This is a genomic window from Rhizobium yanglingense (assembly GCF_977109285.1).
Genome location: NZ_CDSAWY010000004.1, coordinates 354,258 through 376,503 on the forward strand (window position 1 = coordinate 354,258; position 22,246 = coordinate 376,503).

Below are 22,246 nucleotides of genomic sequence, written 5' to 3' on the forward strand. Positions count from 1 at the left end.
CCGAATGGCGAACAACAAGTACAGCGAGTCGATCGAGGACAAGGCGTTCAAAGCATTGGACGAAGCGCTCCAGATCGACTTCAGCCAGCAGAAGGCGCCCTCTCGCGGCGCTAAAACGCCTGACGCCCCGGAGGCCAAAGTGTCCGACACGCCATCTGCCCGCAGCAATCAGCAGGACCAGGAAGAGAGCCAGCGCCGCCGCGGCCGCGGCTCTAGGGCGGAGCAGGTGGCCCGCGCGCCGGCGCTGGCCGCGGCGAACGATGCAAACCGCATGACGGCGGCCTCCATTCTGAAATCGCTGGACGGCGGCTCGACGCGTTCGGCCGTGCGCAACGCCACGCTCTTCTCGCTGCTGTGGATCGTCGGCGGCGTCGGCCTGATGGCCCTGCTTTACTCGCCGCAGATCTGGCAGATCCGTTCCGTCACCGATCTCGCGGCCCTCCCCGGCGTCATTGCCGGCATCATCGGTATCATCGTGCCGGTGCTTCTGTTCTATGCCTTTGCAATCATGATCTCGCGCGCTCAGGACATGCGCAACGCCGCCCGCTCCATGGCGGAAGTGGCACTGCGTCTCTCCGAACCGGAGACGATCGCATCCGAACGCATCATGACGGTCGGCCAAGCCGTTCGCCGTGAAGTCTCCGCCATGAACGAAGGCATCGAGCGCACGATCGCGCGCGCTTCCGAGCTTGAAACCCTGGTTCACTCCGAAGTTAACGCGCTTGAGCGCAGCTATGCCGATAATGAACTGCGCGTGCGCGGCCTGGTTCATGAACTGGGCTCCGAGCGCGAAGCAATCGTTAATCACGCGGAGCGCATCCGCAGCTCGATCGTCGGCGTCCATGACCAGCTGAAGGAAGACCTTTCGCTCGCGACCGAAGAGATCGCCGTGCGCCTTGCGACGTCAGGCGAAGCCTTCGCATCGATGATCGACACCCGGGCTGCGACGCTGACGGAAAAATCGGAAACGGCGATCCAGTCGCTCGGCTCGCTTCTCGCAGCCAAGACCGACTCGCTGCTGCAGACGCTGACCTCCTCCGGTTTTGCGCTGGCACACGAATTCGACACGCGCCTGGAGACGCTCACCTCCAACCTCAATGATCGCGGTGAGCAGTTGCTCAGCCAGTTCGAAACGCGTGCCTCCACTATGGACAGCAGCGCCGAGAAGCTGAATGCGGCGCTGAACGACCGCGCCCGCCAGCTGAACGAAATCCTGATTGCCCGCACCCGCGAAATCAACGAAAGTCTGACCGGTGGCGAACGCGAAATCACCGGCACGCTCGACGACGTACTTGCCAAGCTCAACGCGTCGCTCGACGATAAGAGCGCAAGCTTCCGTCAGAGCCTGCAGTCCAGCGCCGACGACGCCATCATGGACCTCGACCTGCGCTCCGGCTTCTTCGACGAACGCCTGCAGGCAACCGTCGCCCAGATGTCGACCGCGTTCGACGAGCGCGTGGCGGAATTCACAAACGCCTTCGACAAGCGCGCTGGTTCGCTCGACACCAAGCTGATGGAAAGCCTCGCGCGCATCAACGAGACGCTGGCCGGCGGCTCGGAATCGATCGACGGCATCCTCAATTCCAGCATCGAGCGCCTTGGCGCCTCGATGACCGACCAGTCCTTCGCGCTGGCGACTGCGCTGAGTACGGGTCAGGAAGTTCTCGAAAGCTCTCTCGGCAGCAAGGTCGACGAAATCTCCAACGCCCTTTCGGCCCGCTCCAGCGAGATCACCTCTGCCCTGCAGTCTGCGAGCGGCGGGATTTCCGAAGCGCTCGCCTCCGGCGTTTCCGAGCTGCATGGCAGCCTTTCGGCCCGCAGCAGCGAGATCACTTCTGCCTTGCAGTCCGCAAGCGGCGAGATTTCTGAGGTGCTCGCCTCGGGCGTCTCCGATCTGCATGGCAGCCTTTCAGGCCGCACGAGCGAGCTCACCTTCGCGCTGCAGAGCGCAAAGGATGAAATTTCTGAGACGCTGGCGTCCGGCACGACCGATCTGCGGACGAACCTTTCGACCCACACCGGCAAACTGACCTCCGCGCTCAAAAATGCTAAAAGCGAGCTTTCCGAGGCTCTCACATCCGGCACTTCTGAGCTGCAGGCGAATCTTTCGGGCCGCACCAGCGAATTGGCATCTGCTCTGCAGAACGCCACCGGTGAAATCTCGCTAGCGCTCGCAACCGGCACGTCCGAACTCCACAACAATCTCGCGGCGCGTTCGACGGAATTCCGCGAGACGCTGCTGTCGACCACGTCCGACCTTACGGCTGCCGTCTCCGCCGGCACGGAGCAGATAACCTCCGCCTTCGGCCGCGCCGACGAGCTCAACAACGTAATCTCCCAGCGTGCCGCTGCGATCACCCAAGCCCTGGATTCCGCCCATGAACGCATCGACGGTGTCATGGCGGAACGCAGCAGCGCACTCGTCGGCGCGCTCTCGAGCAATCACGACCGCCTGGCCGACGCCCTCGACGAAAAAACGATGGCGCTCGCCATATCGCTCGACGATAGCCAGAGCCGCTTCGACAGCGCACTTGAAGCGCGCACCAACGCACTCCTCGATACCGTTGCAGGTGCTGAGGCCCGGGTTGCCGGCGCCTTCACCGACAAGGCAGAGGGGATCCGCAGCGCTTATACCGACAACCAGGAACGGCTCGAACGGTCGCTCGGCGAACACGTCGCAGCGCTCTCCTCGACGCTCTCCAGCAGCAACAACCGCCTTGAGTCGCTGACGGGCGAAGCAGCCGCACGCATGGAATCGCTTACCAGCGAAGCTGCCGCCCGCATCGACGGCAGCCTTGCCTCCGCCCATGATCGCATCCGCGCAACGCTGGACGATCGTGCGAACGCGATCAGCCTTTCGCTCAGCGACGCCCATGTGCAGCTCAGCAATACGCTGTCCGACCAGGCGACGACCATCGGCGCCTCGGTCGCCGCAAGCGCCAGCATGCTCGAAATGTCGCTGGAAGATCATGAAGCTTCCATCCGCCAGACGATCGACGGCAGCGCCAGGTCGCTCGAAGAGCGCCTGCGTGAAGGCGCTGGCCAGATCGCCGGCCGCTTCCAGGATGCGGCAAGCGAAATCTCGCGCTCGGCCGAAACTTTCTCCATGCACCTCGATCAATCGATAGACGGTATGACCGGCCGTTTTGCTGAAACCGGTTCGCGCGTCGAAGCGGGCCTTGCCGCTCTCGAAAACCGAATCCGCGACGGAGTCGGCGGTGTCGCAACGCAGGTGGATGCCGCAGGCAGCCGCCTTGCGGAAACCCTTAACGACAGCATTTCGCAACTGCGCGAACTCGGCGACGATGCCGCCTTGCGCGTTACGACTGTCCTGGAAAGCACGAGCGATACGCTTACCGGCGCGATCGATGAGCGCACGGCAAGCCTCGCCGGCGTAATCGATGAGCGCACAGCAAGTCTCGCAGCTGCGATTGGCGAGCGGACTTTGGCTCTGACTGCCGCCGTCGATGAACGCGCTGCAAATCTCACGATGACGATCGACGATCGTGCCGCAAATCTCGCAACCTCCATCGACGACCGCACGGCAAACCTTGCGCAAGCGATGCATCGCGGCAGCGAGCATATCGACGAACGCCTGTCCACCATGGACCGGGCGCTCACCCTTGGCCTCAACGCCGTCAATCAGACGATCGAAGGCAAGGCCGCCGGCCTCGCCTCGACGCTGCGCAACGCCGTCGCCGATGCTGCCCAGGGCATGGATGCCGAAGCCGCACGCACGGCCGAACTGATGGCCCGCACCGGCCAGCAGTTCACCGAAGGCCTCGACCAGAAGAGCGGCGAGTTCGCGCGTGCCATGGACGAGCGCTCCGAACAGATCGTCGGCCGCGTTTCCGAGGCGCAGAACCGCCTCGCGAGCCAGGCAGCCGCCGTCGCCCAGACCTTCTCCGAGGCGGGGAATGCGATCGTCAACAAGGTCGCTGAAGCCGAAACGCTCGTCAGCGGCCAGGTGAATGCCATTTCGCAGGCTCTCTCCGAGGCCCAATCGTCGCTGGAGAGCCGCGGCGACGCAATCCGCTCGACGATCGCAAGCGCCAGCGAAGGCATCGCCACGACCATGTCGAACGTCGACAGGGCTCTCGAAGCCCGCAGCAGCGCGATCCGCTCCGGTCTGGAAGAGCGCGCACGCGAAATCGATGCGACCTTGACCGATGTCGAAAAGGCGCTCGAAGCCCGCGGCCATACGATCCGTTCGACGCTCGACGAGCGCACCCGCGAGCTCAACTCCATGCTCGCCGGCCGTTCTTCCGAGCTCTCGCGCCTGATCGACGAAACCGCGCATCCGATGATCGAGCGCTACACGGAAGCCGGCAAGGAGGCTGCAGCCCGCATCACCGCCGCAGCCGAACAGAGTGCGGACCGCCTGCGCGCCGAAAACGCAGTCCTGGCGAATGCGATCGCGGCCCGCACCGAGAGCGCTTCCACGGCGGTCAATGCTATTGAAACGAGCCTGCTTGCCAACGTCAACGCACTTATCGAGCGCCTGTCCGAAAACAGTGCCTCGATGGCGATGATGATGAACAGTGCGGCGGAAGATCTTGCCACTGTCGACGGCCGCCTCGGCGAGACCACCTCGCGCTTCACCGACTCGGCGTCGAAGGCGGCGGAGATGGTTTCCGCCTCGACCCGTCTTCTCGAAGGCAAGGTCGACCGCCTCTCCGACATATCGGGCCAAACGCTGGCGCAGGTCGGCGGCATCATCGGCCGCTTCGACGAGCACTCGAAGGTCCTAAGCCAGGCTTCAAACCTGCTCGCAGCCGCGCAGTCGAACCTCGTCTCGACACTCGAGGAACGCGAAGGCGCGCTGCAGAGCCTCTCCGTCGGCCTCGTCCAACGTTCCGAAGAGATCGAAAAGACCATGCGTGCCCTCTCCGGCATGGTCGAGAATGCCTTCGAGCGTGCCGAGCAGCGCTCCAACCAGGTCACCGGCAATCTGCGCCAGGGCGTGCAATCCTCCTTCGCCGATATCGGCCGCGTGCTTTCGGAGACGGAAAAGCGCGCCGAGGAAGCCGCCGAGGCGATGCGCAGCTCAATCGTCAAGGCTGGCGAAGAAGCGAACGCAACGATCGAAGGCACCTTCGACAATGCCGAACGTCGCTCGAACGACCTGGTGAACCGCCTACGCGGCGGGCTGACCGCGTCGCTTTCGGATGTCGAGCGAATGCTCGGCGAGGCAGGCCGCGCATCGGACGGCGCTGCCCAGCAGCTCCGCGAATCGCTTCGCGAAGCCGTCGAAGAAGCGGTTGCCCGCTTCTCCGGCGCCACTGACGAAATCCGCCGTTCGGCCGGTGATATCCGCAAGGAGCTCGACATGACGCGCAGCGAATTGAAGCGCGGCGCATTCGACCTTCCGGAAGAAGCCAAGGAGAGTGCGGCCGCCATGCGCCGTGCCGTTGCCGAGCAGATCAAGGCGCTGCAGGATATTTCGCAGATCGTCAGCCGCTCCACGCAGCAGCTTGAAGTCTCCGAGCCGGTCGCCCGCGCCGCCGCAGCACAGGCCCAACCCGCTCCGCGCCCGGCGCCCGCGGCCCAGCAGCCTGGCCCGGCGCCCGCCCGCCAGCCCGTCGTCGAAGACGGCTTTGCGCTCCGCGGCACGATCGCTCCGCCGGCGGCCCCTGCGCCGCAGCGGGCCGCGCCTGTACCGGCGACGCCTGCCCGTCAGGAAACCGGCGGCTGGATCAGCGACCTGCTGCGCGGCGCCTCGCGCGATGAAGCCGCCGAGGAAGCGCCCGCTGCACGCACGGCAGCCCCGAGCGCCCAGCCCGCGCCGGCACAGCAGCGCAGCGCCGATACCCGCAATCCGCGCCACGTCGTCGAATCGCTGAATTCGCTCTCGGTCGATATCGCCCGCGCGATCGATCACGACGCCTCGGTCGATCTGTGGCGCCGTTATCAGCGCGGTGAACGCGACGTCTTCACCCGCCGCCTCTACACGCTGAAGGGCCAGCAGACCTTCGACGAGATCAAGCGCAAATACGATCGCGAACCGGAATTCCGCACCGCCGTCGACCGCTACATCGCCGATTTCGAGAAATTGCTTGCCGACGTCGCCCGCACTGACCGCGACCGGACGATTACGCAATCGTACCTGACGTCGGATACCGGCAAGGTCTATACGATGCTGGCCCACGCCGCAGGCCGCCTGAGCTAACGGAAGCAAAGCAGACGATTGCTACACGAAGGGTCGCCCAAAGGCGGCCCATTTCATGTTGCTTTTTGCCAGACGGGACGGACCGTTCTGTTGCAAAGCGGCTATCGGATCGTCCAGCCACACCCTGGCCTGATGGCTGAATGTGATGGCCATGGAAGGAGAGATCTATGCGCGTCCAACTCGTCATATTTGCCGCCGCCGCGATGACAACCAGCATGGCGGAGGCAGGAAGCCAGTCGTCGAACACAAGCTCGAGCAGGTCATCCAACAGCGGCGCCATGCGCGCGCGAATTGTCGATACCTTCTGCGAAGACGGCTTTTGCCAGCGCTACGTCCGGCACCGTGTATATCGCGACGACTGGCAGAGCCGCCACGAACGCGAACGGCGCCGCTATCGCGACCCCTATTATGACGACGATGACGATTGAGCTCACTGCAGGCTCGAACTCATCCGTTCGATCCAACGTGGTTTCAACAGTAATTCATGGACGCAATGTGCAAAGATTCCGGACCGCCGATTGGTGCATCAAATGCTGGATGGATGGAGAACGAGCAGGCGAAGCCCGATGCCTCTTCGCAATTGTTGCCAATGAGCCGCTCGCCACAGGCACGAAATCAACAAGCGACAAGAGCCGGGATTCGTTCGCTGAGGCTGAGAACAGCGTGAAGGTTCCGGGCGAGCACATCCATGCTTTCGAGGTGAAGATCGATGGCGCCCAGCAAGGATATTCCGCAATCTTCACCAGCTCGGCGAAATCATCTCCAGCCTTGAGAAAATCAATGGCCTCATGCAGGTCGTGAATATGTCGCCCCCGCATCGACATATGATGGAGCAGGCAGACCACGACATGGAGCGTCTTCGCCCAATCGAAGGCTAATCGGGCGGCCCCCGAAAACCGGCTCGGTCAGATCGATCGCAGCGTCCAATCGACGATTTCGCCAGTCACCGCTGCAAATGCGCGGTCGAGCGCCTTGACGTAGCCCTGGCTCGATCCGCCGGCGGCGGGAACGGCCGCGCGAAAAACCTTCTGGGCGCGGACCGTACCATTGCGATCGTTGAGGATACTCGCGGAGATTTCGACGACCGCCTGGCCGCCGGCGCTGTTGTCAATCTCGAAGGAGCGGATGTCGGTCACGACCTGGTAGTCGATCGCAAGGCCCTGCCCCGGCTTGCCGACGCCACCGAGCTTGCCGGAGTTTTCGAAGGCCTCGACCAGCTTCGACTGCACGATGCGGGGCAGCCTGTCGCTCCATTGCGAACGCGACAGATACTGGATTTCGGAGGGCGAAACGCGGACAACGATCTGTTCGCTGTCCAGCGGCTTCAGCGCCGTCGGCGCCGGCACGAGGATCTGGCGGCGCTTGGCCGCCGGGCCATCAACGCTGACGGAGGCGGAAAGATCAAAGGTATCGTTCTTGGCCGCCGTGCCGCAACCGGTCACTGCCAGTGCCATAAGCGGCAAAAGGAACGCCGTCCTTGCCAGCAATGAACGGCGCGCCAACACATGCGATACGGCCATATTTTATTACCCCTGCTTCTCAAATATCCATGTCAACGGCGCGTCCGGCCGTCATATTGTTTCACCGTATCGCCACCAAAAATCAGCCGCTGCGGATTCTGATCGAAATTGCTGATCGCACTGTTGAGATTCTGCATGGTCTGGCGGGCATCGTCGACGAGCGACTGCACGTCGCGCAAGCCGCCGCTCGAGAATCGCTGCAGATTGTCCGCGATCGGACCGATCCGGGCGTTGAGGTTGTCCGCCATCTTCTTGAAGGATTCGAGCGTCGCGCGCGCTTCGGTAAAGAGCGACTGCGAATTGTCGGTGCCGAACAGCGCGTCAAGCTTGATCAGGATGCCATCGACGCGCGTCGAAGCCGAGTTCAGTTTGTTGGCCATCTGCGAGACGTCCTGGATCGTCTGGTCGATATCCTTCTGGCGCGCCGAAACCGTATTGGCGACGTCCCGAATGGAGGCGACCGCGACGCGCGCATCCTTCGTCGCCTGCGCAATATCGTCGACCGACCCCTTCACCTTGGCGGGATCGATCTGCGCCACCAGCGTATCGACGCGATCGAGCGTCGTCTGCGCCTTCTTGCCGAAATCGTTGAACGTCGTCGCCGTGTCGTTGAATCTCTGGATCGCACCCTTCAGGTCGCCGGAGGCATTCGCGATATCGCGGCTCACCTTTTCGGCATTGCTGAGGATCGTATCGATCTTCTTCGCATCGACCGCACGCACCAGCGCCTCGACGGCCTCCAGCGTAGAATCGACCTTGCCGGAAACGTTGCGCACTGTTTCGGAAAGCTGGCCGACGCTCTGTAGGAAGGAATCGATGTTGCCGGAGTTCTTCGCCAGCGCGTCGGAGAAGGTCTCGGCATTCTGCAGCGTCTTCGTCAGCGGTCCGCGCGCGTCGCGGACAAAACCCTGAACCTCTCCCACCGCATCGTTCGCCCGGTCGAGGATCCTGTCGGCCGTCGCCAGGAGGTTCGTCACGCTCGATTGATCCGCGACGATGACCGCGCGCTTGCCGGTCTCGATGGCCTTCTGCAGGATGTTCTCCTCACCCACCTTGCCGCCCGAAAGCTCGATATAGGCCGCACCCGTCAGGCCCTGGATTTCAAGGATGGCCCTGGTGGAAGGATAGATCGGCGCATCGACGCGCACCTCGGTGAAAGCCAGCGAATATTGCGGGTCGTCGGCATCGATCGACAGCGACGTCACCGATCCCACCTGGATGCCGTTGAAACGCACCGGCGACCCGACGCTGAGACCGTTTGCCGATCCCGGAATGCGCACGACGAGTTCCGCCATGGGACCGCTGCGTCCGTACTCTGCCATCCAGTAGACGAAGCCGAATGCGGCTGCGATCACCAGAACAGTGAAAAAGCCGACGATCGTGTAGTTCGCTTTGGTTTCCATCGTTTCCGGTCACTTCCCGCGGCTGTCGCCAGTGCTTTCGGCACGGCCGGCAGCTGTTTCTTCTTGCGGCACGATCGAGCGCGCGCGCTTGCCCTTGAAATAGGCCTGAACCCACGGATCATCATAGGCCAGCATGTCGTCGATCGTTCCCTCAACCATTACTCGCTTGTGTCCAAGCACGGCAATACGGTCGCAGACGGAAAACAGGCTGTCGAGGTCGTGGGTTACCATGTAGACCGTCAGCCCCAGGGTATCGCGCAGCCGGGCGATCAGTTCATCGAATTCCGCAGCCCCGATCGGGTCGAGGCCCGATGTCGGCTCGTCCAGGAACACCAGTTCCGGATCGAGCGCCAAGGCCCGCGCAAGGGCAGCGCGCTTGATCATGCCACCGGAAAGCTCGGAGGGATACTTGTCCGCCGCATCGGCAGCAAGACCCACAAGCCGGATCTTCAGCTGGGCCAACTCGTCCATCAGCGATTTCGGCAGATCCAGATATTCGCGCATCGGCACCTGGATATTCTCCCTCACCGTCAGCGAGGAAAAAAGCGCGCCCTGCTGGAAAAGCACTCCGAGCCGCATGTCGAGTGCGTTGCGCTGGTTTTCATCGAGCTTGTCGAAATTCTGCCCCAGGATCTCGATCGTGCCGGAGCGGCGCGGCAAAAGGCGCAAAATGGTCCGCATCAGCACCGATTTGCCGGTACCCGATGCCCCGACGAAGCCCAAGATCTCGCCGCGGTAGATATTCAGGTTGAGCTTATCGAGCACAATCTTCGGGCCGAAGCCGACGGTCACGTCCCGCGCCGAAAGCACGATGTCCCGCTCCTTCTCACCCTGATCTGACTGCTGCCCGTCCACGCTGACCCCTTAAAAATTGATGGCCGCATAGAACATGGCGAACAGCCCGTCCATGAGGATGACGACGAAAATCGACTTCACCACGGAAGCCGTCACGTGTTGGCCGAGCGATTCGGCGCTGCCTCCGACCTTAAGACCTTCCACGGCCGCGACAATACCGATGACGAGCGCCATGAACGGCGCCTTGATCATGCCGGAAAGCACCGTCGACAGCGTGATCGCCTCGTGCAGGCGCGACATGAAGGTTGCGAAGGTGATGCCGGAATAGGCCCAGGCGACTGCAGCCGCGCCGAACAGCGAGGCGAAGTTCGCCAGCACCGTCAGAAGCGGCAGCGCCACCGTCAGTGCCACAAGCCGCGGGAAGATCAGCACGCCCACCGGATTGAGGCCCATGACCTTCAGCGCGTCGACTTCCTCACGCATCTTCATCGAGCCGATTTCGGCCGTGATCGCGCTGCCCGAACGACCGGCGATCATGATCGCCGTCAGGAGCACGCCGATTTCGCGGAGCTGCAGGATGCCGACGAGGTCGACGACAAAGACTTCGGCCCCGAAATAGCGGAGCTGGAACGCCCCCTGTTGCGCGATGATGGCGCCGATCAGGAACGACATCAAAAGGATGATCGGAACGGCGCGCACGCCCATGTGGTCGATCTGGTTGACAATCGATGCCGGAGAAACGCCGCTGCCGCGCCCGAACTTCATCTGCGCACCGCGCACCGCCGAGCCCAGGATATACATCGCGGCCGTGAGGTCATTCCAGAGGTCCATGGTCATCTTGCCGACCGGTGCGAAGATGCGCTCGCCAATGCCGCTTTTCATCGCAGCCTCAGTCACTTCCTCCTCCGGTTTCTCGGAGAATTCCTCGATCATCTCGTCGATGTGTGGATTGGTGCCTTCAAAACGAACCTGCCGCCCGGCCGCCTCTTCCTGCAGCTTGAGCCGGCAAAGCAGCCAGACACCGGCCGTGTCGATATCCGTGACGCCCGACAGGTCAAGCGTCAGATCACCTTTAGCACGGGTAATCTTCTCGAAGTCGTGGAGGACGAGGTGGATGTTCGCGCTGCGCCAATTGCCTTCGAGATGAACGCGGCGTCCTCCACCATCGGCTTGGTCGTCCACGTGCAGTGAGGCGGCTTTGCGGGTGTCGGGCTTCAAAATGCTTGTGTCTTTCAAGGCTTGCGGCGACATTGCCGACTCGCGAACAAATCGCTCACGCCCGGCGCGTCAATATACCGAAGACACATAGAATTTCCATGCTCGCAGGATTGCAATTATGCCACGCTCGCTCGAAATCCAGATGAATTCTTTCCCCATTGCGGGCACTTTCACGATCTCGCGTGGTGCAAAGACATCGGCGGACGTCATCACCTGCATTCTGACGGAAAACGGCAGGCGCGGCTGGGGCGAATGCGTCCCCTACCGCCGCTATGGAGAAACGATGGAAAGCGTCGCCGCGCAGATCGAATCCGCCCGGCCGATGATCGAGCAAGGCATTTCAGGCGAAGAGCTGCTTTCGGCCTTGCCGCCCGGCGCAGCGAGGAATGCCGTCGATTGCGCGATATGGGACCTCGAAGCCAAGCTCGGCGGAAAGAGCGTTGCCGAACGCATTGGGCTTGCGTCCGCAAAGCCGCTCACGACCGCTTACACGATCTCGCTCGGCGAACCGGAGGTCATGACCGCGCAAGCGCGCGAATATTCTGCAAGGGCGCTACTCAAGGTCAAGGTTGGCACCGGCGACGATGAAAGCCGCATACGCGCCGTGCGCGAAGCCGCGCCTGACAGCACCATCATCCTCGATGCCAACGAGGGCTGGCCCGAGGAAACGCTGGAACATCACTTGCGCATCGCCGCCGAGATGAATATCGCCCTCGTCGAGCAGCCGCTGCCCGCTGGCCGGGACGAAATGCTTGCCGGCATGGTGCGCCCGGTCCTCGTCTGTGCCGACGAGAGCGTCCATCATACCGGCGATCTTGCAAGCCTGCGCGACCGCTACGACGCGATCAACATCAAGCTCGATAAGACCGGCGGCCTGACGGAGGCACTCGTCATGAAACGGGAAGCTCAGCGCCTCGGCTTCCAGATCATGCTCGGCTGCATGGTGGGCACATCGCTCGCAATGGCGCCCGCCGTACTCTTGGCGCAGGACGCGGAATTCGTCGATCTCGACGGTCCGCTGCTTCTTGCCCGCGACCGCGAACGCGGCCTGCGCTACACCGCTTCCCTTGTCTGGCCGCCCGAGACCAGCCTTTGGGGCTGAAGGTAGTAGGCGACGAAGACCAGAGACATCCCCAGCACCGCGACGAGTGCCATGACGTAGAAGCTTGCGAGGCCGAGCCAGGTATAGATGTAGCCGGAGGCGAGCGTCATCAGCCCCATGAACATGCCGTTATAGAAGAAATAGGCGCCCTGGGCCGACGATTCCTGCGTCTCCTGTACCGTTGCCACGATCCGCCTCTGCACGCCGGTATGCACGAAGGCAAAGCTGCAGGAATGGAGACACTGCAGCACGAAAAAGCCAACGAATCCCCAATGCATCGGGAACAGGATCCAGCGGCAGATGCAGACCGCGCAGCCGATACGGATGAGCGTCCAGGCGTTGAAGCGGCGGTTCAAATGCTTCGAGACGAAGAACACCATGACTTCGGAAGCGACGCCCGCACTCCAGAGAATACCGACCTCCGTTCCCGAAAAGCCGAGGTGATGCCAGTAAATCGAGGCGAAGGCGTAAAGAAGCGCGTGGCTCGACTGCTGGATCGCCACGCCCCAAAGCAGCACCAGCAGATGCGGCTGCCGCAGCGAACTGCCGGTGGCAGCCGGTATGTCGACCGGCGTGCCGCGCCGGCGCGTCGGCCCGATGCGCGGACAGTAGATCGCCATCAGCATCGTCGTGACGAAACCGAAAATCATTACCGGCAGCACCATCGAGCCACCCCAATAGCCAATCATCTCGCCGCCGATCAGGGTCGATGCGATGAAGGCGATCGAGCCCCAGACGCGCATCGATCCGTAGTCGAGTCCCCATCGGCGAACGCCGGAAATGACGATCGATTCGACGACCGGCAGATAGGGCGCAAACGTCGTCCCCTGCATGCTGAAAACGATCAGGACCGGCCAGAAACTTGTCGTCCAGCAGAGCGCGACCGCCGTCATTAGCGACAGTCCGCCGGACCACAACAACACGTCGGCGCGCTCCTTCATTCGGTCGGCGTACATGGCGATGACCGGTGCAACGAGGACGCGCGCCACCATCGGTACCGCCAGGATGATGCCGATTTCATGATCGGTGAATTCGTGGAACGCGAGCCAGACGGGAAAGAAGGGAAGAACGACACCGTTGACAGTCAGCGGAGCGCAATAGGACAGGGCGCTGAGCAGCCGGAAGCGCGGCGGCGCCCCCTCGCCTGTCGGGGCATTCTGGGCGGGAATCATCGTTGGACCTGCAGGAAACTAGACGTTGCCTAGCACATCAACCCAAGGGCGACTATGGCCAGAAATAGCCTTTCTGAAACGTTTCAAGGAAAAGCTTGTCCCCTTCGCTCACAATCCATCGTAATTAAAAGCCACTAACGTTTGGGGCCGCGCAGAGCGTCGTGGGATTTTGAGCCAAGCGTCATGCGGCCGTTACCGTTAGGTGGTTCGGTCGCGCTTCCAAAGAAGAAGGGGGTATACTTGTGTGCCCATATAAGATTCGCCGCCTCGACCGGAATGATGCGTCGTCTTTTAGGGAAATTCGCCTGGAGGCTCTCGCGAACCATCCAGAGGCATTTGGCGCGTCATGGGAAGAAGAGCAGAGCCAATCGGAGGCCCATTTCGCTGACAGGCTCGAGAACGGTCTTGTGATCGGAGGGCTCTGCGATGACGGAATGCTTGCCGGAACGATCGGTGTGTCGAAATCCAAAGGCATCAAGACGCAACATATTGGATCGATCTGGGGAATGTATGTCCGCCAAACGGTGCGGGGCACAGGGCTCTCACGCTTACTGCTGAGTGCTGCCGTCGACGAAGTTGGCACGATTTTACGCTCGCTCCGGCTCAGCGTCGTGTCGTCCAACGTTCCGGCCATCCGGCTTTACAAATCCGTAGGTATTGAAGAATGGGCCGTCGAGGTCGAAGCTCTAAAGGTGGGCGATATCTATTATGATGAAATTCTCATGCGGCTGGAACTAGTCCCGCGATAGTCGACGCCACGAGCCAGCTCGCTGCATCGCACTGGGCACCGAGCTATATCGCTTCAGTATTCACAACAGAAAATCAGGCGGCTTGCGGCTCGAGTTCGCTGTCGCGATGCTCGATCGCCAGCGGGATGGCTTGAGCGTCGGCTATCGTGCTCCAGGTGATGAGCTCGAACGTGCCGTCCTCATGCTCGGCGATCGCCGTACAGCTCTCCACCCAGTCACCGGTGTTGATATAGCGCACGCCGTCCATGTCCTCGATCACGGCGTGATGGATATGGCCGCAGATGACGCCGTCGGCGCCATGCTTGCGGGCTTCGTCGGCCACGACGCGCTGGAACTCGCCGATGAAATTGACGGCATGCTTCACCTGCAGCTTTGCCCAGGCGGAGAAAGACCAATAGGGCATGCCCATGCGGCGGCGGATCGCGGCCAGCACGACGTTAATCTTGATCGCCGTGTCATAGGCCCAGTCCCCGAGATAGGCGAGCAGGCGGGCATTGCGGACGACGACGTCGAACTCGTCTCCATGCAGGATCAGGTATTTCTTGCCGTCCGCGCCGTCATGCATCATGCGCTCGGCGACTTCGATACCGCCGAAATGCATGCCGGGGAAGTCGCGCAGGAATTCGTCGTGATTGCCCGGGATATAGACGACCCTCGTGCCCTTGCGCGCCTTGCGCAGCAGCTTCTGCACGACGTCGTTGCAGACCTGCGGCCAGTACCAGCTGCGCTTCAGTCGCCAGCCGTCGACGATGTCGCCGACGAGGAATATCGTATCGGCGTCGTGGTAGCGGAGAAAATCGAGGAGGAAGTCCGCCTTCGCCGCCTTGGAGCCGAGATGCACATCGGAAATGAACAGAGTACGGAAGTGTCGAGTATCCATATTGTCTTTCACAAGCATCTTGCCTGCGTCCTATCGTTCATCTCGCCTTCCAAAATCAGACTCGTGTTTCAGGAAGATGACAGATGCGCGAATTGGCGCATCGCAGCGCTCACGAGTTTTCCGCCCGGATGCGAATTTCTGACTGTCCCTGCCAGCCGATTGTTGTATGGAGAAGTCTTCAAAAGAAGTGAGTGCGGCAGCGGAGACGGCAATGGATCATCAGGAAAAATCCAAGACGGAGAAGAACGAGACGGGCGGAAACCTCGACGAACAGGCGCTTTTCTTCCATCGTTATCCCCGTCCCGGCAAACTTGAAATCCAGGCGATCAAGCCGCTCGGCAACCAGCGCGACCTGGCACTCGCCTATTCGCCCGGCGTCGCAGCACCTTGCCTTGCGATCCGTGACAATCCGGAGACGGCGGCCGATTATACCTCGCGCGCCAATCTCGTCGCCGTCATCTCCAACGGCACAGCGGTTCTCGGCCTCGGCAACATCGGCCCGCTTGCCTCCAAGCCCGTCATGGAAGGCAAGGCCGTTCTCTTCAAGAAATTTGCAGGCATCGACGTCTTCGACATCGAAATCGAGGCCCCCACCGTCGACCAGATGGTCTCCACCATCGCCTCGCTCGAGCCGACCTTCGGCGGCATCAATCTCGAGGACATCAAGGCGCCGGAATGCTTCGAGGTCGAGCGCCAGCTTCGCGGGAAAATGAAGATCCCGGTCTTCCATGACGACCAGCACGGCACGGCCATCATCGTCGCCGCCGCGATCCTTAACGGGCTGGAACTTGCCGGCAAGAAGATCGAGGATGTGAAGATCGTCGCCTCCGGCGCGGGTGCCGCAGCACTCGCCTGCCTCAACCTCCTGGTAACGCTCGGCGCGAAGCGCGAAAACATCTGGGTCCACGATATCGAAGGCCTCGTCTATGAAGGCCGCACCGAACTGATGGACGAATGGAAAGCTGTCTATGCACAGAAAAGTAAGATGCGTACCCTCGCCGACAATATCGGCGGCGCCGATGTTTTCCTTGGCCTTTCGGCTGCCGGTGTCCTGAAGCCCGACCTCCTGTCGCAGATGGCGGACAAGCCGCTCATCATGGCTCTGGCCAATCCGACCCCTGAAATCATGCCGGACCTCGCGCGTGCCGCCCGCCCGGACGCAATGATCTGCACCGGCCGCTCGGACTTCCCGAACCAGGTGAACAACGTCCTCTGCTTCCCCTATATCTTCCGCGGCGCGCTCGATTGCGGCGCCACCGCCATCAACGAAGAAATGAAGATGGCGGCCGTCAAGGCCATCGCGGGGCTTGCCCGCGAGGAAGTGTCGGACGTCGCGGCCCGCGCCTATTCCGGCGAGACGCCTTTCTTCGGTCCGAATTACCTCATTCCTTCGCCCTTCGATCCGCGTCTCATCCTGCGCATCGCCCCGGCTGTCGCCAAGGCCGCCGCCGAGACGGGCGTCGCGTCGCGGCCGATTGCCGATTTCGACGCCTATCTCGATCAGTTGAACCGCTTCGTTTGGCGTTCGGGCTTCGTCATGAAGCCGATCTTTACCAGCGCCAAGCTTTCTGAGAAGAAACGTGTCATCTTCGCGGAGGGAGAAGACGAGCGCGTCCTGCGCGCGGCTCAGGTTCTGCTGGAGGAAAAGACCGGCGAGCCGATTCTGATCGGCCGCCCCTCGGTCATCGAGGCTCGCCTCAAGCGGTTCGGCATCCGCATTCGCCCGAACATCGATTTCGCCGTGGTGAATCCCGAAGACGACCCGCGCTACCGCGACTATGTCGAAGACTACTTCGCCCTCGTCGGCCGCGCCGGCATCAATCCGGAAGCCGCCCGCACGATCGTGCGCACCAACAACACGGTTATCGGCGCCTTGTCGGTGAAGCGCGGCGAGGCGGATGCCCTCATCTGCGGCGTGGAAGGCCGCTTCGACCGCCACCTGAAAGACGTCGGCCAAATCATCGGCAAGCGGCCAGGTGCCTGCACCTTCGCCGGTCTCAGCCTATTGATCACCCAAAAAGGGCCGGTCTTCTTCGCCGATACCTTCGTGAACTACAATCCGACACATGAGGAAATCGCCGAGATCGCCGTTCTCGCGGCCCAGGAGGTTCGCCGCTTCGGCATTACGCCGAAGGCCGCGCTGATCTGCCACTCGAATTTCGGCTCCCGAAACTCCGAGAGCGCACGCAAGATGCGCGATGCCCTGCAGCTCGTGCGCGAACAAGCCCCCGATCTGGAGGTCGATGGTGAAATGCAAGCCGGTTCTGCACTGTCGGAAGCGCTGCGCAAGCGCGCCATGCCGGATAGTTCGCTTGCCGGCGAAGCCAACCTATTGCTCTTCCCGAACCTCGATGCCGCCAACATCTCGCTCGGCCTCGTGCGCACCATGATGGATGCGCTCCATGTCGGCCCGATTCTGCTGGGGACCGCACAGCCTGCGCATATCCTGTCGACTTCGGTCACCTCGCGCGGCGTGGTCAACATGGCCGCGCTTGCCGTCGTGGAGGCTTCTCAGCCGGCGTAAGTTGTCGCAAAATGCGAAAATGCGTTACAATTGCGTCGCCAGCTTGTTAACGGAAGCAAGTTAGAAAGCCGGGATGCGGCGAATGTCACGCCGCGCTCTGGCCTGACTTTGCTGCGGGATGATGCCGTGAAACGCCGAAACCTGACCCTTGCGATCCTGCTTGCCTTGGCCGCGCCTGCTGCCGCGCAGACGCATGCGATCTGCGACGACCTGCGCGGCCGCATCGCCGATCTGCCCCATGTCATCGGCAACGGCCCCGAAGTCCGCCAATATGCGAGCGCGATCGCCGAGCAGAATCTCGAGCTTCGTAAAGTCCGCAACGACCTGCGCGGCTACGGCTGCTCGATGGACAGCATGGTCGTGATCGGCGGCGAGAATGCGGATTATTGCAGCGAGCTGCAGCAGTCCGAGGCGCGCATGGTCGACAACATTCGATACCTGCAGGAGCGGCGCAACGAACTGCGCAATCAGGGCGGCGCCGATTATCGCGTGCGCCGAGAGCTGATGGCGGCGCTCGAAGACAACGGCTGCAACGACGAGCTCGACTATGCGCCGGATCCGCAGGCCTATGCGCCGGCACCAAGTCCCGAAGAACAGGCGATGCGGAGCGATACCTTCATTCCGCTTGGAGAAGGCGAACAGGGCGACATACAATATGGCATGCCGCGCGGCGAGCTCATGTCGCATGTCAGCACGATGTGCGTGCGCACCTGCGACGGCGGCTTCTTCCCGATCACCACGAATGCAACATCGATCGATTTCAACCGCGACGCAGCGACGTGTTCGAAAATGTGCCCCGGTATCGAGACGGAGCTTTTCTATCAAGACATCTCGAATACCGAAGCTGCAAACATGATCTCGGCCTCGACCGGTGCGCCCTACAGCGCCATGCAGAATGCCTTTGCCTACAAGAACCGCGCGCCCGGCCAAAAGTCCTCCTGTTCCTGCAATCTCTCCGCCTATTACGAGAACATGCGCAAGAATCAGGCGATCAGCGAACCGCCGAGGAAAGGCTCGATCACCAATATCAAGACGAAGCCGCCATCGGGCGCGCCATCCACGCCTGCCCCGCAGCCGCAGGTGCCGGACCGCCCTTATGACCCGGCCAACAGCAAAGTCCGCCAGGTCGGTCCGCAGTTCCTCGCCGGCGATCAGGGCGCGATCGATCTCAAGAACCCCGCAACGCCCGGACCGCAGCCGCAGCAGAACTGACGCGGCGTTACTGGCTTCCCCATCGGTCGGAGAAGACCAGTTCTTCCAGCGGCAGGCGCTGTCGCCAGCCTTTCACGGCCAGTTCCGGCTCGGTGTAAAGCTGATCGACATAACCGACGCAAAGCCAGGCGACGATCTCGATCCGCTCCGGAATGCCGAGCAGTTCCCGAATATCCGCCTCGTGGAAGACGCTGACCCAGCCGACCCCGATGCCTTCGGCCCGGGCGGCAAGCCACAGGTTCTGCACGGCGCAGACGGTCGAATAGACATCCGTACGCGGATTGTGGGTGCGGCCGATGACCACCGGCCCTGCCCTGTCAGGATCGCAGGTGACGCAGATGCTGAGCGGTGCCTTGCGGATGCCTTCGAGCTTCAGGCTTCTGTACATATCCCGCCGCTCCTCTTCAAACATCTCAGCCGCTTCCTTGTTGGCACGCGAAAACGCCTGCCACGCGGCCTGGCGCACCTTCGGATCGCGGATCACGATGAAATTCCAGGGCTGCATGAAACCGACCGACGGCGCGGCATGCGCTGCCCCAAGCAGCCGCGACACCAGATCGTCGGGCAGAGGATCGGGCAGAAACTGGTCGCGCACGTCGCGGCGCGTTTCGATGGCTCTATAGACCGAGGCCCGGTCGTGTTCGGAGAACTCGCCGGCCGGCACCAGGGCGCGGGCGAAAGGATCAAGTTGCATCGTTAAATCCCCAACAATGCTTGAGCACCCGCAGCGCAGCGCGGGAAGCGTCAAAACCTCGCCGCCGTCCGCGCGGTTCGGTCTATCTTGCCAGGCCGGTCTTCTGACTTGGCGTCACCCGCTTTCTGCAGCCTTCCCGGCAGATGCCAGTGGCCATTGTTGCAGCAAGCGTCAGCCTCACAGCGTTGGGCACGTTCCGGTCCTTCACCGGATTCCCGATTCTCCTGCTGGATGCAGGCACCTGACGGCAGTCTCTATCTCCTGAGTCGGCGCCTCGTTCAAGTCTCTGGGAAGTAACGCACATAGGCAAATTCGTCACCATCCGGTGACCAGCAGGGTACGTTGATCGTGCCCTGCCCGCCGAAGAGCTCGAACAGCGTAGTCAGGTTGCCGCCGTCTATGTCCATCAGCCGCAGCCGCACATCAAGGTCGCGCGGATGATCGAAGACCTCCGGATCGTAGGAAAGGATCAGCACCTTGTCGTTCTTCGGTGAAGGATGCGCAAACCAGTTGCCGTAATTGTCGTGCGTCACCTGCTCCAGGCCGGTTCCATCCGGATGGATGCGCCAGATCTGCATGAGACCGGTGCGGCTGGAGTTGAAGTAGATCCATTTCCCGTCGGCCGAGTAATCCGGCCCGTCGTTTCGCCCCTCGCCATGCGTCAGCCGCTTTTCGGGACCACCATCGACGGAAATCGTATAAATGTCGAAGGCGTCGTCGCGAATGCCGCAATAGGCGAGCTCCTTGCCGTTCGGCGACCAGCCGTGCCAATAGGAGGGCAGATTGTCGGTGATCAGCCGCGGCGTCCCGCCAGCCGCCGGCAGAATATAGATCGCCGACTTGCCGAATTCCGTCTTGTCGGAAATGACGATTTGTGTCCCGTCCGGCGAAATGCCGTGATCGTTATTGCACTGCGTCGCAAAATCCGTATCGACCCGCTGGATGCCGCCGGAGCCGTCCGGCCGCAGCCTGTAGAGCAACCCGTCGCCATTCAACAGCATATAGGCGCCATCGGGCGAAAAATTCGGCGCCTCGATCAGCTTTTCCGTCTGGACGACAATCCGGCTTTTCCCGGTGCGGATGTTATAGATCTCGACCGAACTGCGCATGCATCCTCCAGGATTTTGGGTTACCGGTCGCGGAACCGGTTGGTGATCGGGTAGCGGCGATCGCGCCCAAAGTTCTTCTTGGTGATCTTCACGCCCGGCGCCGACTGCCGGCGCTTGTATTCGGCGAGATAGAGCAGATGCTCGACGCGGTGGACGGTCGCCACGTCATGACCACGCGCGACGATCTCCTCGACCGCCATCTCCTTCTCGACGAGGCATTCGAGGATGTCGTCGAGCACCGGATAAGGCGGCAGCGAATCCTGGTCCGTCTGGTCCGGGCGAAGCTCGGCCGACGGCGCCTTGTCGATGATGTTCTGCGGGATCACCTCGCCGGACGGCCCCAGCGCGCCCGGCGGCACGTGACCATTGCGCCAGCGCGACAGCGCATAGACCTGCATCTTGTAGAGGTCCTTGATCGGATTGAAGCCGCCGTTCATGTCGCCGTAGAGCGTCGCATAGCCGACCGACATTTCCGACTTGTTGCCGGTCGTGACCACCATGGAACCGAACTTGTTGGAAATCGCCATCAGGATCGTGCCGCGCGCGCGGCTCTGCAGGTTCTCCTCGGTAATGCCCGCTATCGGTTCCCTCGAACAGTCGGCGAGAGCGCCGAGGTGAAGCCCTTCACCGGCTCCTCGATCGGCACGATGTCGTAGCGGCAGCCGAGCGCCTTGGCGCAGTCCTCCGCATCCTTCAGCGAATCCGTCGACGTGTAGCGATACGGCAACATGACCGTGCGGACGCGCTCCTCGCCGAGCGCATCGACGGCGAGTCGCCGCGCAGATCGCCGAGTCGATGCCGCCGGAGAGGCCGAGCACGACATTCTTGAAGCCGTTCTTGTTCACGTAATCGCGGAAACCGAGCATGCAGGCGCGATAGTCGGCCTCGTCGGGCTCGGGAATACGCGACATCGGGCCTTCGCTACAGCGCCAGCCGTTTTCGCCGCGCTTCCATGTCGTGACCGCCAGCGCGGTCTTCGAACTGGCTCATCTGGAATGCCAGCGATTTGTCGCGCGTTGAAGGCGAAGCTCGCGCCGTCGAAGACCAGTTCGTCCTGGCCGCCGAGCTGGTTGGCGAAGATCAGCGGCAGGCCGGTCTCGATCACCTGCTTGAGCGCCACCTGATGGCGCACGTCGACCTTGCCGCGATAATAGGGCGAACCGTTCGGCACCAGCAGGATTTCGGCGCCGCTTTCGGCCAGTGTCTCGCAGACGCCGAGATCGTTCCAGATCTCTTCGCAGATCGGCATGCCGATCCGCACGCCGCGGAAATTGACCGGCCCCGGCATCGATCCTGTCGGAAAAGACGCGCTTCTCGTCGAACTCGCCGTAGTTCGGCAGGTCGATCTTGTCGCGCAGCACCAGGACCTGGCCGCCGTCGAGAACTGCAACCGAGTTATGCCGCCCCGTCTCTCCCTGCCGCGGGAAGCCGACGATGACGCCCGGGCCGCCGTCGGCGGTATCGGCCGCGAGGTCTTCGACCGCCTTCAGGCAGGCCTCTGAGAAAGGCCGGTTTCAGCACGAGGTCTTCCGGCGGATAACCGGAAATGAAAAGCTCCGTCAGAAGCAGCAGATCGGCGCCCTGGCGGGCCGCATCGGCGCGCGCCTCACGCGCTTTGGCAAGGTTTCCGGCGACATCGCCGACTGTCGGGTTCAACTGGGCAACGGCAATCTGGAGCGTATTGCAAAGGAGCGTTTTC

Annotated in this window: 15 protein-coding genes, 1 pseudogene and 1 riboswitch; of the genes and pseudogenes, 7 read left to right on the top strand and 9 right to left on the bottom strand. The window is 62.1% G+C overall.

Features of this window, described 5'->3' with window-relative positions:
• Positions 1 to 4: 4 nt before the first annotated feature.
• From ACW4PC_RS06685 to ACW4PC_RS06695, 3 genes are all read left to right on the top strand, one after another.
• Positions 5 to 6,169 (top strand): apolipoprotein A-IV repeat region-like domain-containing protein, encoded by a 6,165-nt coding sequence (locus ACW4PC_RS06685; protein WP_455873245.1) that lies wholly within the window; start codon positions 5 to 7, stop codon positions 6,167 to 6,169.
• 167 nt (positions 6,170 to 6,336) lie between these two features.
• Entirely contained in the window at positions 6,337 to 6,597 is a 261-nt protein-coding gene (locus tag ACW4PC_RS06690) for a hypothetical protein (protein WP_455873246.1), read from the top strand.
• The gene (locus ACW4PC_RS06695) at positions 6,587 to 6,970 is read left to right on the top strand and encodes a hypothetical protein (protein ID WP_455873247.1); all 384 of its coding nucleotides are present in this window, start codon (positions 6,587 to 6,589) and stop codon (positions 6,968 to 6,970) included. The genes ACW4PC_RS06690 and ACW4PC_RS06695 overlap by 11 nt, the downstream gene beginning before the upstream one ends.
• Before the next feature lie 104 nt (positions 6,971 to 7,074).
• Here the strand turns inward: ACW4PC_RS06695 and ACW4PC_RS06700 are convergent, their stop codons facing one another.
• From ACW4PC_RS06700 to ACW4PC_RS06715, 4 genes are read right to left on the bottom strand one after another with little or no spacing between them, the layout of a single operon-like run.
• Positions 7,075 to 7,689: an ABC-type transport auxiliary lipoprotein family protein gene (locus tag ACW4PC_RS06700; protein ID WP_455873248.1), complete on the bottom strand. Its 615-nt coding sequence runs from the start codon at positions 7,687 to 7,689 to the stop codon at positions 7,075 to 7,077.
• 32 nt (positions 7,690 to 7,721) lie between these two features.
• Positions 7,722 to 9,092 carry an MlaD family protein gene (locus ACW4PC_RS06705; protein WP_194729819.1) on the bottom strand — a complete coding sequence of 457 codons (1,371 nt, stop codon included), beginning with the start codon at positions 9,090 to 9,092 and terminating at the stop codon, positions 7,722 to 7,724.
• A 9-nt stretch (positions 9,093 to 9,101) separates the two neighbouring features.
• On the bottom strand, positions 9,102 to 9,947 hold the full coding sequence (locus tag ACW4PC_RS06710; protein ID WP_455873249.1) for an ABC transporter ATP-binding protein: 846 nt from the start codon (positions 9,945 to 9,947) through the stop codon (positions 9,102 to 9,104).
• A gap of 9 nt (positions 9,948 to 9,956) precedes the next feature.
• The gene (locus ACW4PC_RS06715) at positions 9,957 to 11,123 is read right to left on the bottom strand and encodes an MlaE family lipid ABC transporter permease subunit (protein ID WP_455873624.1); all 1,167 of its coding nucleotides are present in this window, start codon (positions 11,121 to 11,123) and stop codon (positions 9,957 to 9,959) included.
• A 100-nt stretch (positions 11,124 to 11,223) separates the two neighbouring features.
• Here ACW4PC_RS06715 and dgcA point away from each other — a divergent pair, with 100 nt between their 5' ends.
• Entirely contained in the window at positions 11,224 to 12,207 is a 984-nt protein-coding gene (gene dgcA / locus ACW4PC_RS06720; RefSeq protein ID WP_455873250.1) for an N-acetyl-D-Glu racemase DgcA, read from the top strand.
• Here the strand turns inward: dgcA and ACW4PC_RS06725 are convergent.
• Complete coding sequence (locus ACW4PC_RS06725) at positions 12,159 to 13,379, bottom strand: MFS transporter (protein WP_455873251.1); 1,221 nt, start codon at positions 13,377 to 13,379, stop codon at positions 12,159 to 12,161. The genes dgcA and ACW4PC_RS06725 overlap by 49 nt on opposite strands.
• Before the next feature lie 242 nt (positions 13,380 to 13,621).
• Here ACW4PC_RS06725 and ACW4PC_RS06730 point away from each other — a divergent pair, with 242 nt between their 5' ends.
• A complete protein-coding gene (locus tag ACW4PC_RS06730; RefSeq protein WP_455873252.1) occupies positions 13,622 to 14,128 on the top strand; it encodes an N-acetyltransferase family protein in 507 nt (168 codons plus the stop codon).
• A gap of 73 nt (positions 14,129 to 14,201) precedes the next feature.
• On the opposite strand, the gene ACW4PC_RS06735 is transcribed toward ACW4PC_RS06730, so the two are convergent.
• The gene (locus tag ACW4PC_RS06735) at positions 14,202 to 15,008 is read right to left on the bottom strand and encodes a UDP-2,3-diacylglucosamine diphosphatase (RefSeq protein ID WP_074070286.1); all 807 of its coding nucleotides are present in this window, start codon (positions 15,006 to 15,008) and stop codon (positions 14,202 to 14,204) included.
• Between the two features lie 211 nt (positions 15,009 to 15,219).
• Here ACW4PC_RS06735 and ACW4PC_RS06740 point away from each other — a divergent pair, with 211 nt between their 5' ends.
• Both ACW4PC_RS06740 and ACW4PC_RS06745 read left to right on the top strand, forming a co-directional pair.
• A complete protein-coding gene (locus tag ACW4PC_RS06740; protein ID WP_455873253.1) occupies positions 15,220 to 17,532 on the top strand; it encodes an NADP-dependent malic enzyme in 2,313 nt (770 codons plus the stop codon).
• Between the two features lie 126 nt (positions 17,533 to 17,658).
• Positions 17,659 to 18,744 (top strand): DUF2865 domain-containing protein, encoded by a 1,086-nt coding sequence (locus tag ACW4PC_RS06745; protein ID WP_455873254.1) that lies wholly within the window; start codon positions 17,659 to 17,661, stop codon positions 18,742 to 18,744.
• 7 nt (positions 18,745 to 18,751) lie between these two features.
• Here ACW4PC_RS06745 and bluB read toward each other — a convergent pair whose 3' ends face one another.
• The 3 genes and pseudogenes from bluB to ACW4PC_RS06760 form a co-directional block, all read right to left on the bottom strand.
• A complete protein-coding gene (gene bluB / locus ACW4PC_RS06750) occupies positions 18,752 to 19,438 on the bottom strand; it encodes a 5,6-dimethylbenzimidazole synthase (protein WP_455873255.1) in 687 nt (228 codons plus the stop codon).
• 76 nt (positions 19,439 to 19,514) lie between these two features.
• Positions 19,515 to 19,698: riboswitch (cobalamin riboswitch) on the bottom strand.
• 18 nt (positions 19,699 to 19,716) lie between these two features.
• On the bottom strand, positions 19,717 to 20,547 hold the full coding sequence (locus tag ACW4PC_RS06755; protein ID WP_455873256.1) for a TolB family protein: 831 nt from the start codon (positions 20,545 to 20,547) through the stop codon (positions 19,717 to 19,719).
• A gap of 20 nt (positions 20,548 to 20,567) precedes the next feature.
• Positions 20,568 to 22,218, bottom strand: a pseudogene (locus ACW4PC_RS06760) (NAD+ synthase).
• Positions 22,219 to 22,246 lie beyond the last annotated feature (28 nt).

Coding starts and splice junctions, on each gene's coding strand:
- ACW4PC_RS06685 (WP_455873245.1), top strand. CDS start 5: ATGGCGAACAACAAGTACAGCGAGTCGATCGAGGACAAGGCGTTCAAA.
- ACW4PC_RS06690 (WP_455873246.1), top strand. CDS start 6,337: ATGCGCGTCCAACTCGTCATATTTGCCGCCGCCGCGATGACAACCAGC.
- ACW4PC_RS06695 (WP_455873247.1), top strand. CDS start 6,587: ATGACGATTGAGCTCACTGCAGGCTCGAACTCATCCGTTCGATCCAAC.
- ACW4PC_RS06700 (WP_455873248.1), bottom strand. CDS start 7,689: ATGGCCGTATCGCATGTGTTGGCGCGCCGTTCATTGCTGGCAAGGACG.
- ACW4PC_RS06705 (WP_194729819.1), bottom strand. CDS start 9,092: ATGGAAACCAAAGCGAACTACACGATCGTCGGCTTTTTCACTGTTCTG.
- dgcA (WP_455873250.1), top strand. CDS start 11,224: ATGCCACGCTCGCTCGAAATCCAGATGAATTCTTTCCCCATTGCGGGC.
- ACW4PC_RS06725 (WP_455873251.1), bottom strand. CDS start 13,379: ATGATTCCCGCCCAGAATGCCCCGACAGGCGAGGGGGCGCCGCCGCGC.
- ACW4PC_RS06735 (WP_074070286.1), bottom strand. CDS start 15,008: ATGGATACTCGACACTTCCGTACTCTGTTCATTTCCGATGTGCATCTC.
- ACW4PC_RS06740 (WP_455873253.1), top strand. CDS start 15,220: ATGGATCATCAGGAAAAATCCAAGACGGAGAAGAACGAGACGGGCGGA.
- bluB (WP_455873255.1), bottom strand. CDS start 19,438: ATGCAACTTGATCCTTTCGCCCGCGCCCTGGTGCCGGCCGGCGAGTTC.
- ACW4PC_RS06755 (WP_455873256.1), bottom strand. CDS start 20,547: ATGCGCAGTTCGGTCGAGATCTATAACATCCGCACCGGGAAAAGCCGG.